Genomic DNA, 15,648 nt, shown 5'->3' with positions numbered 1-15,648 from the left:
TGTACGCTGGCAGTAGTGAGTTGAGTGAGCCAGTACACGTACGTAGTGATCCCATCATGAACAAGGCCTTTGTCAAAGAATCGACCGACTACGACGACGACGATCTCGAAGCCGGTCACCCCGAGATTCCCGCCGGCACGAAGAACTACATTACGCCCGCCGGCTATGAGCGCATGCGCAGCGAGTTGCTGCGCCTGATAGACGAGGATCGGCCTGAAGTGGTCAAGCTCGTCTCGTGGGCCGCCTCGAACGGCGACCGTTCCGAAAACGGCGACTACATCTACGGCAAGCGCCGGTTGCGGGAGATCGACCGCCGCATCCGCTTTCTCACGAAGCGGCTGGATCTGGCCGAAGTCGTGGACAGTAGCCGCCAGGAGAGTGTGGACCAGGTGTTCTTCGGGGCGACCGTCGAGTACGGCACCGAGGACGGCGAGGCGCATACGATCACGATTGTCGGTATCGACGAGGTCGATCTCGATCAGGGCCACGTGAGCTGGATTTCGCCTATCGCGCGGGCGCTCCTGAAGGCGAAGATCGGCGATCAGGTGACGCTGTACACGCCGGCGGGGCCGGAGCCGATCGACGTGCTGGACGTGCGCTATCCGCCGCCGCGCGCCTGAATTCGAGCTTTCGCAGCGCAAATAAAAAAAGGCACCCGAGGGTGCCTTTTTTGCTGCAGTGCTGGCCGAAGCGGCCAGCAGCGTGCCGCTTAGAAGCGGTGACGCATACCAACCGTCACAGCGACCTGGTCTTGACGGGTCGAAGCCGAACCCAGACCGTTCAGGTAAGCGCCGATACCTTGCGGGTTCGACGACACGTGCTGCCAGTCGCCTTGCAGGTAGACGTCGGTGCGCTTCGACAGTGCGTAGTCCGACTGCAGTGCGACCGTGTTGTAGTTCGGGTTCTCGCCGCCGCCGAAGTTCGCGCGGGTGTACGTGTACGCGCCAGCCAGGCTCAGTGCCGGGGTCAGAGCGTAACGGACATTGCCTTCGAAGTTCTGGAAGCGGGCGCTGTTGCCGCCGAGGCCGATGTTGCTCGACCGGCCAGCTTGCGTGCCCGAGATGGCGACTGCGTTGCCCAGTTGCGTTTGCGTGTACACGAAGCCAGCCGTTGCCGGGCCGAACGTGTAGTTGATGCCGCCGCCGAACGTGCTTTGACGGCCTGCAGCGAACGTCCACTCACCCGTTTGCGCGCCCGAGTTGCTGGCGAGGTTTTGCAGGTTGTTGACGTCGTTGTTCAGGTGCAGGTAGCCAGCCGCAACGTTCAGGCCGCCCCAGTTGTACGATGCGCCGACGCTGTATGCGCGGTTGTTCGCGAATTCGGTGCTGTTCGAGAACGAGTACGTGCCGCCGAACTTGAAGCCAGCGTAGTTGACGCTCGAGTACTTGACCGTGTTGTTGAAACGGATCGAGTTGTTCAGGTTGTCGTTATCGAACGGGTGCGCAGCGATCGTGCCGCCGTATTGCGTGCCCGTGTTCGACAGCGGTGCGAGGTAGTCGACCACGGAGTCGTACTGACGACCGAGGGTGACGGCACCGTACTGGTCGCTTGCCAGACCGACAAACGCTTGACGGCCGAACATGCGGCTCGACTGGCCGGAGTTACCGTTCATGATGTTGAAGCCGTTCTCCAACGTGAAGATCGCGTGCAGACCGCCACCGAGATCTTCAGAACCGCGCAGGCCCCAACGGCTGCCGTTGACCGTGCCGCTCGATGCCTTCCAGAGGCTGTGGCCGCCGGAGTTGTTTGCGTAGGTGATGCCTGCGTCGATCAGGCCGTACAGCGTAACGCTGCTTTGCGCGTGTGCAGCCGTTGCAAAAACGCCCGTCAGGGCGGCGACCATGAGAGTCTTTTTCATCTTTGTAAACTCCGAGAACAGAGGTGGGTTTCGTTGAACCCTGTTTGGGAAACCGCCCATGCGAAGCGCAGCGAGAGGCAAAGTTCGCGTGGTACGAATTAATCCGTGCCAGTCGGTTTCCAGACAGGCAGAGTGTAGAGAGGGTGCTCGGAGAGGGGGTATTCCGAATTCCGCAATAAAGTATTGCGCTATCGGAAATGATTATCGCGCTCGCCTTAAGCCCTGCTGGTAAAGGCTTTGAGCGGATTTCCCGGGAGGAGGGTGAAACTGTCAACCGCGCGAGCGTTGTGCGATCGCTACAACAATTGATTGCGGAAAACGGTTTAAATCAATCTGAACTGATTATTGCGTCTGGCGTAACAGATGATTGTGCGCCGTATGCTTAATCGTCAGACGTGGGTCCGGCTATACTTCAATCGCTGCTTTCCGAAGCAGACTTTTTCGTTGACGAAAAAGATCTCCAAACCTTTGTCGGCGCGGCCTTTTCAGCCGCGCTTTTTTTTGCCCGTCTTCAGGCCACGCGCTACGCGCACCGCTTACTGGGTGCCCGCTTGCGGCGGCTCAGGCTGCAGGCTCCAGTCTTCCATTACGTAGTGCCTTGCGTCCATAGGGGAACACAGCAGGTTGTGCCAGTGGTCCCCGTGCCATGCGCCATAGGTTTCGGCTTCTTCGGCCGTTGGTGCAATCCCGTCCGTCTGTACGAGCCAATGAATCAATCGCCGCAGAGTTGTCAGCATGATGACCTCCGATGCCGCTAACAATATGGATCATGAATTGAATGTATTACTCGAACAACCGGGAGAAACACTTACGTTTGACACGAATTGTTACACTTCGGGAAAACTTCCCGGTAGAAATGACGTGATCAAGATAATCGCGTAAAAATGACGCGTTCTTATATATTGATTCGGATCGCATACGATTTTTTGTCGGCTTTTTGATGCGTACCGCTTTTATCGTTGAATCGGGAAAGCTGTTATAAAAAATTCGCTTGACTGGCGATTGGCGTTCCCCGTATAACGGCAAAGCTGATTTTCGTTCCGCTGCAATTTCAAACGCGGAATTCGCTGAAGCGGGACGGCGGGAATTGGCTGGATACGGCGTGAGGGTTATTGCCCGCGCCATTAAAATCTCGAGGGAAACGGAAACATGGAAACCGGTATCGTCAAATGGTTCAATGATGCGAAGGGCTTTGGCTTCATCACGTCTGACGCCGGCGGCGACGATCTGTTCGCGCACTTCTCGGAAATCCGCGCCGACGGCTTCAAGTCGTTGAAGGAGAACCAGCGTGTGTCGTTCGACGTCAAGGTCGGTCCGAAGGGCAAGCAGGCCGCGAACATCCAGCCGCTGTAAGTGCAGCGTGCGAGTGCTCGCCGCGCGAGCGCTCATGCAACATCAGGCCCCGGGCAAACCCGGGGCTTTTTTATTTTTGGCATATTGATATTCGAGCAATATTAGTAGCCGCTTTTTTTAAACACATTTAATCGGGAAAACCCTGGGATCTCGCAATTTTCCTGATTCGGGTTTTCACTAAATACCCAAAGTTGCACTTGCGCTGTCGGAACCGTCGGCGCGTGGCGTCCAAACGGTGCATACTTGGGCCGTTTTCCATTTCCCCTGTCGTTTCACCATGCTTGAGTCCTCCTTGAACGCCGCACAGCCCGCCGGCGACCTTCCCATCGTCTTCGTAGACCTCGAGACGACCGGTGGTTCGGTAGGCGAGCACCGGATTACTGAAGTTGGCGTGGTGGAGGTGGCGCAAGGGCAGGTGACACGATGGAGCACCCTCGTCGATCCCGGTCAGCCCATCCCGCCCTTTATCCAGCAGCTCACCGGTATTACGGACCAGATGGTGCGCGGCGCGCCGCGCTTCGCCGACATTGCCGCGCAACTGCACGGGCGACTCGCCGGCAAGCTCTTCGTGGCGCACAACGCGGCCTTCGACCGCGGCTTCCTGCGTGCGGAATTCGAGCGTGCGGGCTATTCCTTCAACCCCGATGTACTGTGCACCGTGCGCCTGTCGCGGGCGCTCTTCCCGGGTGAGAAGCGCCACGGGCTCGACGCGCTGGTCGAGCGCCATGCACTCGTGCCATCGGATCGCCATCGCGCACTCGCCGACGCCGATCTCCTCTGGCAGTTCTGGCAGCGCCTGCCGGCGCTGGTGCCGGGGGAGGCGCTGGCGGCGCAGATCGAGCGCACGACGCGCCGTCACGTGCTGGCCGGCGACATCACCGACGACCTCATCGATACCGCGCCGGCAGGTCATGGCGTGTATGCGTTTTACGGCGAGGACGACGTGCCGCTCTACGTGGGCCGCAGCGTGCGGGTGCGCCAGCGCGTGCGCGCGCATCTTTCGGGGGAGCGGCGCTCTTCCCGCGAACAGCGAATGGCGCAGCAGGTGCGCCGGGTGGAGTGGCGTGCAACAGGCGGCGAGCTTGGTGCGCTCCTTGTCGAAGCGCAATGGATCGCAGCGCTCAAGCCCTCGTTCAATCGCGTGCCGCGTGTATCGAAGCGCGATCCCGCCGACCTTGGGGCGGCGCCCTGGCCGTTCGACGGCGCAGTGGTCGTGCTGGAGCAGGACTCGACGAATGGCGGCGACGTTTATCACCTGATCGACCGCTGGTGCTATATGGGTGCCTTTCAGAGCACGACCGAGGCTGAGGCGTTGGTGGACCACGGCGCCGAGCGGGTGTTCGAGCTTTCGACTTGGCGCATTCTGCAGACGCACTTCGAACGCGGCCTGCGTGTGCAGGTGCTGCAGCCAACCGAGGCCGACGGCCTCACGAGCGCGGCCTGAGCCTTAGGCGACGCCGCCCACGCCACCCGATTCGCACACATGCTCCAGCGCCTGATTCATCGCATTCGTGCGCGCGGAGTCGTAGCGGGTGAGCGCTTTCCAGTTCGCAACTGTACGTGCGACGCGCGCCGGGCAATCCGGTGCGCCGCGCATTGACTGCACGCGAGCAAGCGCGCCGATCAATTGCCCGGTGAGTCTGTCGAGTTGGGGCCGCGTGGCCGTAGCGAGATCGGGCGCCGGGTCGCTGGGCGCCTGCGAGGCACGCCACGTGTCGAACAGCGACTTCTGCATTTGCGTGCTGGCATCGATCTGATCGCGGAAGAACGCACGCGCGAACGCGGGGTCGACGCCGGCCGCCGTGGCGCGCTTTTGCACGTCGGCGAGCAAGGCGTCTTCACGGGGCGTATCGGTGATCGGCTTGTGATGTTGCCATTTCCAGTGTGCAACCGGCTCGGCGAGCGCCAGCCGCTGCGAAACAAGCGCGACGAGGTTGGTCAGGGCGGTGTCGTCACCGTCGGCGTGGGCGGATGCGATCGGCAGGGCGAAGAGCAGCGCGGCAGCACAACGCGCACTTGCGCGGGTCAGCAATGTCATCGAGAGGAAGAAAGACGCCGGCAATAAAAACCGAAGCATAGCCGGTTACGGTGCGCTTGCGTCTAATAGCGCAGAAGGGCGCAGAAGTCGAATCGCGATGGCCGCATGAACGCGCGCGCTCGAACGAGCGTGTCGAACGCGAATCGCTTCAGCGCGCGACGGCGCAAAACCGCGCGCGCAGCATGACACGCGCGTCCCCGTACTACGCGTGTCGATCTGCACACGAACGTCTACTGCGCGCGTTCCCCACGCGAGCGCGAACGTGTGCGTTTCCCCGTCACTTCTGTTCGTGTGCCTTGCGTTGCTCGTCCAGAAAAGCCCGCACGTGAGCAGGCAATTCGTCGCCGAGAAACTCAACGGCCACCGGTTCCGGATCCGGGCTGAAGACTTGGTCCGGGGTCGGAATCCTTGGCGGTTTGGCGTCCATGATCTTTCTCCTATGTAAGCCGATTATCCGGCTCGGCACTTCTACTGCGCTAGTCCCGCTTACGGTAACAGTGCTTTTCTCGCACGCGTGTTGCTTTCTTCGCACAGCGATGCAAATGATTAACGGCGCGGGAATATAATTGTTGAGATGTCCTTCACACTCGCACATGCTGCGTGAATCGGGTTCGGTTCTCGATTCGCCGAATCTCGCGCACACCGGCTGCTGCGGTCGCACAACGCCTCAATCGCACTTCCCCCGGCTCTGAGACCCGCGCTCGCTCGGGCTGCCTGCCGCGCCTGTGTTGCGCGGCGCCGCAAGCGAGGGGCGAGTCCCGCCGGATCAACGTGCACCATCGTTCATCTACAACGGACGATTATGCTTAGCCGTTGACGTCGAAACGTTAATAAGAATTAAAACTATGTAAGTGTCCGTTTCTATCCGATCGGGCGATTAATACTTTGATCCGTGTCATTTGGCCGCGACTTAATGACCGAACGTACGTAAATCGCCGCGCATTCCAGCGCGGCGTATTGATGCACTCCGATAATTCGTTACGTTTGTTCGTTCGCCGGGGCCGGCACGCGTTGCACGTGAGCGTGGTTCGCGGGCGTCGCGCGTACGTCCACCTGGCCATGAATGCGTGACTGGTGGCCGTCCGCGAACATGTAGTACGGAAACGGATGTGCGGGTTCGGAGGCGGCGTCAAGGCGCGCGACCAGTTCGGGGGCGAGCGTGAAGTCGAGCGAGCCGAGCGACTCTTCGAGTTGCGCAGCTTTGGTTGCGCCGACGATGATGCTCGCCACGCCGCGCTTTTGATACAGCCAGTTCAACGCCACCTGCGCCATGGGCCGGTTGGCCTCGTGCGCGACGCGCTCGAGTTCTGCCACGATCGCGAAGTTGCGCGCGGAGAGCTTGTCGAAGCCGGGCGGCGGCTTCGCGCCCACCGTCTGCAGGCGGCCCGCACCGCTCACACCTTCGCCAGCCTGTGACGGCCGATATTTTCCCGACAGCACGCCCATCCCGAGCGGACTCCACGGCACGAGCCCCATGCCGAGTTGCGTCGCCACATCGGCGAATTCGTGCTCCGCGTTGCGCTCGATCAGCGAATATTCGAGCTGCATGGCCGCCACCGGCTCGAAGCCGCGCCAATCGGCCAGCGTCTGCGCGCGGCCTGCGTACCAGGCGGGCACGTCGGAGAGACCCACGTAACGGATCTTGCCCGCGCGCACAGCGTCGTCCATGGCGCGCATTACCTCGTCGGCGGGCGTCATGCGGTCCCATGTGTGCAGGTAGTAGAGATCGATGTAGTCGGTGCCGAGCCGCTTGAGCGAGCCGTCGAGCGCTCTCAGCAGGTTCTTGCGATGGTTGCCGCCGGCGTTCGGGTTGCCCGATTCCGCGTTGTAGGAATACTTGGTGGCGATGACGAGCCGCTCACGCAGACCGCGCGCCGCCGCGAAGCGCCCCACCCAGGTTTCGCTGGTGCCCTCCGTGTAGAGGTCGGCGGTGTCGATGAAGTTGCCGCCCGCGTCGACATAGAGGTCGAAGAGCCGCTGTGCGCAAGCTTCGTCGGCGCCCCAGCCCCATTCGGTGCCGAACGTCATCGTGCCGAGGGCGATGGGGCTGACACGCAGGCCTGAGCGGCCGAGCAGGGTGTAGCTATCGAGTTTCATGGCGGTGTCCTTAAAGGATGGGTGGCGAACGCGAACTCATCTTGCGCCTTTCCTTTTTGTGGAAAAATCGGGTTCACGTGAAATAACTGTGAAGCTGATCTTCACAACGGAGTCGGCATGGGCCCGCTTTCCGATCCGGCGTCAGTGCCGAGCGCCGCGTCCGGGCTGGCGGGACGCTTGCCCGCTCTGCTCGCCGTGGCTGCCGTCGCACGGCACGGCAGCTTCACGCGTGCGGCGTTAGCCGCGGGCTTCTCGACTTCGGCGCTATCCCAGGCCGTGCGTGCGCTCGAAGTGCAACTGGGCGTGCGGCTCTTCAATCGCACGACGCGCCGCGTCGCGCTGACCGAGGCGGGCGCGCAGTTTCTGGCGCGCGTGCAGCCCGCGCTCACTCAGATCGAAGCGGCGTTCGATGCGCTCGACGCCTCGCGCGACGCGCCGGCCGGCACGCTACGCATCAACCTGCCGCGCGTGGCGAGCGAATTGCTCGTCATGCCGCATCTCGCGGAGTTCATGACGCGCTATCCGCAGATCAAGCTCGAACTCGCGCTCGAAGATGGCTTTGCCGATCTGGTGGGCGAGGGCTTCGATGCGGGCATTCGCCTGGGCGAATCAGTGGCGCCTGGCATGATGGCGGTGCCGATCGGCGGGCCGATACGCATCGTCGTGGTGGGCTCGCCGCAATACTTCGAACGCCACGCGCGCCCGGTTACCCCCGAGGATCTGGCTGCGCATGATTGCCTGCACTATCGCTTCGCGACGGGGGGCGTCTACCGCTGGGAGTTCGCGCGGCCGGACGATCCCCGGCGCGTATTCGACGTGGTCACCGAGGGCCGCTTCGTGACCAACGATCTGCGCACGATGGTGCGCGCCGCGGAGCAGGGCGTGGGCCTCCTGCACGTGATCGAAGACTACGTGCGCTCGCCACTGGACGAAGGCCGGCTCGTGCCGGTGCTCGAGTCGTGGGGCGCATCGTTTCCCGGCTTCTATTTGTATACGGCCGGGCGCGCCCAGTTGCCGCCCAAACTGCGTGCGTTCATCGACTTCCTGCGCGAGAAGCGTGAGGAGCCTGGATTCGCGTAGCCGTTTTCAGATACGTCTGATTCGGTCGCGTGAAGATCGCGCTTATCTTTAAAAGATTCGCACGTGAGGCTCATGACGCCGAACGGCGCTCCCCTTTTTTCAGATAGCAACGTAACCGAGCCGCGCGCCACATTGCCGGCGCGATCCTATGATGAGCGACCCTGCCACCACGCCGGCCGAAGCCTCGGACGAGCAAGCGCGCACGAAGGCGGCGCTTGCGCTCGCAAACCAGCACTTCGACTCGGGCAGAACGCGCGACGCGGTACTCGCGTATCAGGAACTGCTCGCGCACGAGCCACGCAACGCGCATGTGTTGCATCGTCTGGCGCTCTCGTATTTTCGCGACGGACAACGCGACCTCGCGCGCGACCATCTGGAACGCGCAATCGGCGTGGCGCCCGAACGCGCCGAGCTCTGGGAGCATCGCGGCTTGCTCGCGGCGATGGCGAACGAGCACGTCGCCGCCGAGGCGTTCTACCATCGTGCGATAGCGCTCAGCGGTGGCACAGCCAGCTTGCATCGCAACCTGGCCGACGTGCTCAAGCTGGCGAAGCGCCGCGCGGAAGCGCGCATGCACTACGAAAAGGCGCTCGACTATGCGCCCACGCTTCATCACGCATTGCGGTGCCTCGCGCGACTGAATCTCGAAGACGAACGCCTGGAAGCGGCTGCGGAATATCTGCGCCGCGCACGCGCAGTGGGGACCTCGCGGCTAGCAGATGGGCTCGAGTTGCTAACGGTCCTCGTGCGCCTCGAACGCCCCGCGGAACTGACCGCGCAAATCTCGCAGATGCGCACCGAATTCACGGCAGACGCGGCAGCACTCGAAAGCCTCGCCTTGCGGCTCAACGAGCTTCATCGCTTCGACGACGCGTATCAGGTCGCGCGGGAGGGACTTGCCGTCGATGCCACGCGGGGCAAGCTCCATCACAATGCGAGCTACGCATCGAACATGCTCGGCGAACATGCGCGTATGCGGCATCACGCTGCAGAGGCGGCGCGCTTGCTTCCCGACGACGAACATGTTCAGTTCAACGCCGCCGTCACGATGCTGCGCGACGGCGACTTCGAGCGAGGGTGGCGGCACTATCACTGGCACGAACGCTTGCCGCAGAACAGCACGCTCGTGCGTCCTGGCTTTCCGGAGTGGTCCGGTGAAGCCGTGAAGGGGCGGCGGTTTTTGCTGATCGGCGAGCAGGGATTGGGGGACCAGCTTCAATCCTTGCGCTACATCGACTGGCTGCAGCGCCACGGCGCGACGGTCGATGTCTGGGTCGACAAGGCGATTGGCGACGTCGCGGCATGCGCGCGTGGAGTGAACAAGGCCTGGACCACATTGCCGCCTGGTCCCTATGACTTCTGGAGCCGTATGTTCCGCTTTCCAGAGTCCATGAAACTCACGGTGGGCATGCTGCCGCTGGCCATGCCTTATCTGGGCGCGCCGCCTGAGTGCGTCGGCCATTGGCGTGAGCGGGTTGCCGGCGGGGCGCACCGTGGCGCGCGCCAACGCCGAGTTGGGCTCGTATGGGCTGGGAACCCCGACTACGAATTCGACCGTTACCGCTCGCTTGCGCTGCACACGTTGCTGCCTGTGCTCGCCCGGCGTGGCGTGTCGTGGTTTTCGCTGCAGAAGAGCGGTGCGCAAAGCGAGTTGGAGGCGTTGCATCACGACATCGACATCACGCCGCTCGGGCCGGAGATCGCGAACTTCGTGGACACGCTCGCCATCGTCCGGTCGCTTGATCTTGTGATCACCGTCGACACCTCGGTCGCGCATCTTGCCGGGGCGGCTGGCGTGCCGGTGTGGATCCTGCTGCCGACCTGCACGGACTGGCGCTGGATGACGCAGCGCACCGATAGTCCCTGGTATCCGTCGGCGCGACTTTTCAGGCAGCGCGAACTGGGGCGATGGGATGAGGTAATCGAGGAGGTAGGCGAGGCGCTGGATGCGCTGCCGCCGAAAGCGTGACGTAGCCGCTGCTCGGCACCGCACGCAGACAGCGTGCGCAAAGCAAAAAGCCCAGTCCGAAGACTGGGCTTTTTGCTTGAATCCTGGTGCCGGAAAGAGGAATCGAACCCCCGACCTTCGCATTACGAATGCGCTGCTCTACCGTCTGAGCTATTCCGGCGTCACATCAGAGAAGAAAGATTATAGGAAGTCGCCGCGAACTATGCAAGCCCTTTCCTCATCTTTTTTCATTTTTTGGCTTCGTGGTGATAGCGCGTGACGCGTTCGACCTCGTTCTTCGAGCCGAGGAACACGGCTACGCGCTCATGCAGGCTCGTCGGCTGGATGTCGAGAATGCGCTCCTCGCCGTTGGTCGCCATGCCGCCCGCCTGCTCGACAATGAACGACATCGGGTTCGCTTCGTACATCAGGCGCAGCTTGCCGGGCTTCGACGGGTCGCGCTTGTCGGCCGGGTACATGAAGATGCCGCCGCGGTTCAGGATACGGTGCACGTCGGCGACCATCGAGGCGATCCAGCGCATGTTGAAGTTCTCGCCGCGCGGGCCGTCCTTGCCTTCGTTGAGTTCGCCAATGTACTGCTGCACCGGCTCATACCAGTGGCGTGCGTTCGATGCATTGATCGCGTATTCGCGCGTGTCTTCCGGAATGCGCATATTGCTCTGCGTGAGCACCCACGAGCCCAGTTCGCGGTCGAGCGTGAAGCAGTTCACGCCGTTGCCGGTGGTGAGCACGAGCACGGTTTGCGGGCCGTACACGGCGTAGCCTGCGGCGACCTGCTTCGTGCCGGGCTGCAGGAACGATTCTTCGGTCGCCTGCTGGCCGTCCGGGCAGCGCAGCACCGAGAAGATCGTGCCGATCGACACGTTCACGTCGATGTTCGACGAGCCGTCGAGCGGATCGAACACCAGCAGGTATTCGCCCTTCGGATAGTTGGCCGGGATCGGGAAGAACGTTTCCATTTCCTCCGAGGCCATCGCGGCGAGGTTGCCGCCCCATTCGTTGGCGTCGAGCAGGATCTCGTTCGAGAGGATGTCGAGGTTCTTCTGCACTTCGCCCTGGACGTTCTCGCTGCCGGCCGTGCCGAGCGCGTCGCCAAGCGCGCCCTTGCTGACGTTGAAGCTGATCGCCTTGCACGCGCGCGCGACGACTTCGATCAAAAGACGCAGATCGGCGGGCAGGTTGCTGTGCTGGCGCTGCTGCTCGATCAGGTACTTGGTGAGGGTGGTGCGACGTTGCAAAGCCATTGCAGTACTCCGGATACGCTTGGGAATAGCGCAATTCTACCCGCTCGACTGTGACCGCCCGCCGCACAGCCGCGCAAAATAAAGCGCCGGGGCGCGGCCCGGCTTGCTGGTGCGGCTTTTCGCCCGGTGGCGGGTGTAGTCGCGCCGCTGAAAATAATCGCGAAAAAAATGCGCAAAAAAACCGGCCTAAGGCCGGTTCGTGGGTTGGCGCGCGGTGCGGATCAGGCACCGCGCGTTGCGCCTCGTTTCGTCTGATCAAGCCAGCGCTTTTTCGACGATCTCGCGCACGTCGCGCGATTTGGCTTCGGCGGCTACACGCTCCAGCGCCGCGCGCATCGCGTCACGCAGCGCGGGCGTGAAGCGGCGCCACAGTTCGAGATTGCGGGCGAGGCGTGCCGCGACCTGCGGATTGAGCGCGTCGAGCGCGATCACCTGGTCGGCCCAGAACGCGTAGCCCGAGCCGTCGGCGGCGTGGAACTGCGCGGGGTTCGCCGCGCAGAAGCTGAAGATCAGCGAGCGGGCGCGATTCGGGTTCTTGATGTTGAACGCCGGGTGACCCATGAGCGCGCGCACCGTCTCGATGGTCGGGCGTTGCGCCGTGCCCCGTTGCGTGGCCTGCAACGCGAACCATTTGTCGATGACGAGCGGCTCCTTCTCGAAGCGCACATAGAAGTCTTCGAGCGCCTTGCGCGCGACGTCGCCGCCGCCGGCCGCCTGCACGTTCAACAGCGCGGAAAGCGCCGCCGAACGATCGGTCATGTTGTTCGCCGCGTCGTATTGCGCCGTGGCGAGGCGTACCGCCTGTGCGGCATCGTCGAGTTCCGAGAGATAGGACAGCGCAAGGTTCTTCAACCCGCGGTGTCCGGCCGCCTCGGGCGTCGGCTCGTACGCGCCCGGCGTGACATTGCGCTCATAGGCCGCGAGCCATTCGCGTTGCAGTGCGGTTGCCAGTTGCTTGCGCACGAACTGGCGCGCCGCGTGCACGGCGGCCGGGTCGGATTCGGCCATCTGCTCGGCAAGATAGGTTTCCGAAGGCAGCATGAGCGCAAGCTCGCGGAACGACGGCGAGAGCGATTCGTCGGTCAGCACGCGGCGGAACGCGTCGACGAGCGCGCTGTTGATTTCGAGCGGCTGGCCCGCGGCGGCGCGAGCAGCAAGCGCGAGCAGTTCGCGCGTGGCGAGGCGCTGACCCGCTTCCCAGCGGTTGAACGCGTCGCTGTCGTGCGCGAGCAGGAAAGCGAGTTCGTCGTTGCCATAGTCGTAATCGACGATGACCGGCGCCGAGAAGTTGCGCAGCAGCGAGGGCAGCGGCTTGGCCATCACATCGGCGAACGTGAAGGTCTGCTGCGTGTCAGTCAGCTCCAGCACGCGCGTCGTGCCGTGCGCGGCGGCTTCGCCTTCGAGGCGCAGCGGCAGGTCCGCGCCGTCCGGGCCGATCAGGCCAATTGCAAACGGAATGTGCAGCGGGCCCTTTTGCGTTTCGCGCGCGGCGGGCGAGCCGTTGGCGTAGCCCTGCGTGAGCGTCACGCTGTAGCAGCGCGTGCCTTCGTCGTAGCTCGTCGTCACGCTCACACGCGGCGTGCCCGCCTGGCTGTACCAGCGCTCGAACTGCGCGAGGTCGCGGCTATTGGCGTCGGCCATCGCGTGGCGGAAGTCGTCGCAGGTCACGGCCTGGCCGTCGTGGCGCTGGAAGTACAGGTCCATCCCCTTGCGGAACCCGTCGCGACCGAGCAGCGTTTGATACATCCGCACGACTTCCGAGCCTTTCTCGTAGACGGTCATCGTGTAGAAGTTGTTGATCTCGACGTAGCTTTCCGGTCGCACCGGGTGCGCCATCGGACCCGCGTCTTCGGCGAACTGCATCTGGCGCAGCACGCGCACGTCCTCGATACGCTTGGTCGCGCGCGCAGCTTCGTTTTCGTCGCCGCCCGACATCGCCGCCGAGAATTCCTGGTCGCGGAACACCGTGAGGCCTTCCTTCAGGCTCAGCTGGAACCAGTCGCGGCAGGTCACGCGGTTGCCGGTCCAGTTGTGGAAGTACTCGTGGCCGACCACGGCTTCGATGTTCGCGAAGTCGACATCGGTGGCCGTTTCGGGATTGGCGAGCACGTACTTCGTATTGAAGATGTTGAGCCCCTTGTTCTCCATCGCGCCCATGTTGAAGTCGCTCACGGCGACGATCATGAAGCGGTCGAGATCGAGTTCGAGGCCAAAGCGCTGCTCGTCCCAGTGGATCGAGTGGATGAGCGAGTCCATGGCGTGGCGCGTCTTGTCGAGATCGTGCGGCTCGACCCACACCTGCAGCAGCTTTTCCTTGCCCGAGCGGCTCTGGATGCGTTCTTCCAGCGCCACGAGCTTGCCCGCCACGAGCGCGAACAGGTAGCTCGGCTTGCGGAACGGGTCTTCCCATTTCGCATAGTGACGGCCGTCGGCCAGGTCGCCTTGCGCGATCAGGTTGCCGTTCGAGAGCAGGACCGGATAGGCGGCTTTGTCGGCGCGCAGCGTGACCGTGTAGGTCGACATCACGTCGGGGCGGTCGAGGAACCAGGTGATGCGGCGAAAGCCCTCGGCCTCGCACTGCGTAAAGAAGTTGCCGCTCGACACGTAAAGGCCCGAGAGCGTGGTGTTGGCGGCCGGGTCGCACGCGCCGGTGAGCGTGAGCTCGAACGCCTCGGGCACGTTCTCGACCGTGAGGCCGTGCTCGTGTGCGCGCACGTTCGCGTACGGTTTGCCGTCGATCGCCGCGCCCATGAATTCGAGCTGCTCGCCCATGAGTTCGAGATGCCCGGTGGGTTGCGCGTCGGGATTGCGACGCACGCGCAACGTGCTCTTGACGACCGTGCGCTCGGGCGCGAGGTCGAATTCGAGGTCGACGGTATCGATCAGAAACGCGGGCGGTGCGTAGTCTTCGCGGCGGATCACGGTGGGCGTGGCAGTATCGGACATGGTCTGGATAGGGGCGTGTCGGATCGGTGTGGATCGATCGTGTGGATCGGATTGGCCGGCCGCGGCGGCGTGGGCGCCCGCTGGGCGCTGCCTGCCGTCGCGGGAGCACGGCGGTTCGCCCCATTGTACAAAGGCTCGGGCCGCTTTGTCCGTCAGGGCTTGGTCCGCGAACTTTCGCGCCGCGCCGCGAGTCAGTATGATCAGGCCCTGCCGCGCGGCAACAGACAACAAAGCGGGCCACAAGACAGGACACGACCGGCATGGAGCGCGCACGGACCGGACAGGGCACCAACAGGGAATAAGCGCGGCGCAAAGTTCGTATCGGAGAGAGCGGCCCCCACGACTGCACCTTTCCAACTGAAGACGAGAAGACCATGATGCACGACCGATGGACCCGCCGCGCCCTACTGATGCTGGCGGCGCTCGCACTCACGCTCTCCGGCTGCACGACTTACGTGACGAGCCAGGTGACCGCTTTCTCCGCATGGGACGGCGGCAGCGACGCCACGCGCACCTTTGCGTTCACACGCAGCGCCGAGCAGAGCCAGAGCATCGAGCAGAGCACCTACGAGCAGTTCGTCGCCAACGGGCTCGCGACGCATGCGTTCCGCCTCGTGGCCGAACCGCAGGCGCACTACCTCGTGGGGCTCGCTTACGGCAGCCGCACCGACACGGTGACGGTTGCGCAGCCCGTGTTCTACAACCCCTGGCCGGGCCCGTACTGGGGCCCCTGGAACCCGTGGGGCGCGTGGGGACCGTATCAGCCCGCCTACGTGAACCAGACCTATCCGGTGTATTCGCATGCGCTCGGCATTCGCATCACCGAAAGGGCGAGCGGCAAGGAGGTCTACAACGTGACTGCGCGCACTTCCGGCGACGATCCGTCGCTCGTGCGTGTGATGCCCTTTCTCGTGCAGAGCGCGCTCGGGAATTTCCCTCTGGCTAACGGCACCGTGACGGAGGTCAAGATTTCGCTAGGCAAGGGCGGCGGCGAACCGAACGAGACCAGTGCGGCCTCGCCTGCTGCGGCGCAGGGTGCCGCAGCCGCACCCGCCAAATAGGC

At 63.3% G+C, this 15,648-nt stretch carries 14 protein-coding genes and 1 tRNA gene; 7 read left to right on the top strand and 8 right to left on the bottom strand.

Translation table 11 applies throughout. From position 1 onward, the window contains the following. The first annotated feature begins 56 nt into the window (after positions 1-56). Entirely contained in the window at positions 57-620 is a 564-nt protein-coding gene (greB, locus tag U5A58_RS30505; RefSeq protein ID WP_321964226.1) for a transcription elongation factor GreB, read from the top strand. A gap of 89 nt (positions 621-709) precedes the next feature. On the opposite strand, the gene U5A58_RS30500 is transcribed toward greB, so the two are convergent. Beyond that, on the bottom strand, positions 710-1,858 hold the full coding sequence (locus U5A58_RS30500) for a porin (RefSeq protein ID WP_321913883.1): 1,149 nt from the start codon (positions 1,856-1,858) through the stop codon (positions 710-712). A gap of 197 nt (positions 1,859-2,055) precedes the next feature. Between U5A58_RS30500 and U5A58_RS30495 the strand changes: the two genes are divergently transcribed. Further along, a complete protein-coding gene (locus U5A58_RS30495; protein WP_321964225.1) occupies positions 2,056-2,244 on the top strand; it encodes a hypothetical protein in 189 nt (62 codons plus the stop codon). Between the two features lie 150 nt (positions 2,245-2,394). On the opposite strand, the gene U5A58_RS30490 is transcribed toward U5A58_RS30495, so the two are convergent. Then, positions 2,395-2,595 (bottom strand): hypothetical protein, encoded by a 201-nt coding sequence (locus tag U5A58_RS30490; RefSeq protein ID WP_321964283.1) that lies wholly within the window; start codon positions 2,593-2,595, stop codon positions 2,395-2,397. A gap of 412 nt (positions 2,596-3,007) precedes the next feature. Between U5A58_RS30490 and U5A58_RS30485 the strand changes: the two genes are divergently transcribed. Then, positions 3,008-3,211: a cold-shock protein gene (locus U5A58_RS30485; RefSeq protein ID WP_028205165.1), complete on the top strand. Its 204-nt coding sequence runs from the start codon at positions 3,008-3,010 to the stop codon at positions 3,209-3,211. Between the two features lie 277 nt (positions 3,212-3,488). Next, positions 3,489-4,655 carry an exonuclease domain-containing protein gene (locus U5A58_RS30480; protein ID WP_321935140.1) on the top strand — a complete coding sequence of 389 codons (1,167 nt, stop codon included), beginning with the start codon at positions 3,489-3,491 and terminating at the stop codon, positions 4,653-4,655. Positions 4,656-4,658: 3 nt separating this feature from the next. Here U5A58_RS30480 and U5A58_RS30475 read toward each other — a convergent pair whose 3' ends face one another. From U5A58_RS30475 to U5A58_RS30465, 3 genes are all read right to left on the bottom strand, one after another. Next, on the bottom strand, positions 4,659-5,249 hold the full coding sequence (locus U5A58_RS30475; protein ID WP_321964224.1) for a chorismate mutase: 591 nt from the start codon (positions 5,247-5,249) through the stop codon (positions 4,659-4,661). Positions 5,250-5,526: 277 nt separating this feature from the next. After that, on the bottom strand, positions 5,527-5,676 hold the full coding sequence (locus U5A58_RS30470; RefSeq protein WP_027795377.1) for a hypothetical protein: 150 nt from the start codon (positions 5,674-5,676) through the stop codon (positions 5,527-5,529). Between the two features lie 551 nt (positions 5,677-6,227). After that, positions 6,228-7,346 carry an aldo/keto reductase gene (locus tag U5A58_RS30465; RefSeq protein ID WP_321935142.1) on the bottom strand — a complete coding sequence of 373 codons (1,119 nt, stop codon included), beginning with the start codon at positions 7,344-7,346 and terminating at the stop codon, positions 6,228-6,230. A gap of 117 nt (positions 7,347-7,463) precedes the next feature. Here U5A58_RS30465 and U5A58_RS30460 point away from each other — a divergent pair, with 117 nt between their 5' ends. Both U5A58_RS30460 and U5A58_RS30455 read left to right on the top strand, forming a co-directional pair. Continuing rightward, the gene (locus tag U5A58_RS30460; protein ID WP_321964223.1) at positions 7,464-8,426 is read left to right on the top strand and encodes a LysR family transcriptional regulator; all 963 of its coding nucleotides are present in this window, start codon (positions 7,464-7,466) and stop codon (positions 8,424-8,426) included. 148 nt (positions 8,427-8,574) lie between these two features. Continuing rightward, positions 8,575-10,395 (top strand): tetratricopeptide repeat protein, encoded by a 1,821-nt coding sequence (locus U5A58_RS30455; RefSeq protein ID WP_321964222.1) that lies wholly within the window; start codon positions 8,575-8,577, stop codon positions 10,393-10,395. An 84-nt stretch (positions 10,396-10,479) separates the two neighbouring features. Here U5A58_RS30455 and U5A58_RS30450 read toward each other — a convergent pair. The 3 genes from U5A58_RS30450 to pepN all read right to left on the bottom strand — a co-directional run bounded on the left by U5A58_RS30450 (position 10,480) and on the right by pepN (position 14,585). Further along, positions 10,480-10,555: transfer RNA gene (locus U5A58_RS30450), tRNA-Thr, on the bottom strand. Positions 10,556-10,622: 67 nt separating this feature from the next. Further along, positions 10,623-11,639 carry a class 1 fructose-bisphosphatase gene (locus U5A58_RS30445; protein ID WP_321964221.1) on the bottom strand — a complete coding sequence of 339 codons (1,017 nt, stop codon included), beginning with the start codon at positions 11,637-11,639 and terminating at the stop codon, positions 10,623-10,625. A 255-nt stretch (positions 11,640-11,894) separates the two neighbouring features. Continuing rightward, on the bottom strand, positions 11,895-14,585 hold the full coding sequence (gene pepN / locus U5A58_RS30440) for an aminopeptidase N (RefSeq protein ID WP_321964220.1): 2,691 nt from the start codon (positions 14,583-14,585) through the stop codon (positions 11,895-11,897). A 374-nt stretch (positions 14,586-14,959) separates the two neighbouring features. Between pepN and U5A58_RS30435 the strand changes: the two genes are divergently transcribed. Then, positions 14,960-15,646 (top strand): DUF4136 domain-containing protein, encoded by a 687-nt coding sequence (locus tag U5A58_RS30435; protein ID WP_321964219.1) that lies wholly within the window; start codon positions 14,960-14,962, stop codon positions 15,644-15,646. Positions 15,647-15,648: the final 2 nt, after the last annotated feature.

Origin of the sequence: Paraburkholderia sp. J7 (assembly GCF_905220155.1) — a bacterium.
In the GTDB taxonomy this organism is placed as follows: Bacteria; Pseudomonadota; Gammaproteobacteria; order Burkholderiales; family Burkholderiaceae; genus Paraburkholderia.
This window is presented reverse-complemented; position numbering and strand designations above follow the sequence as displayed.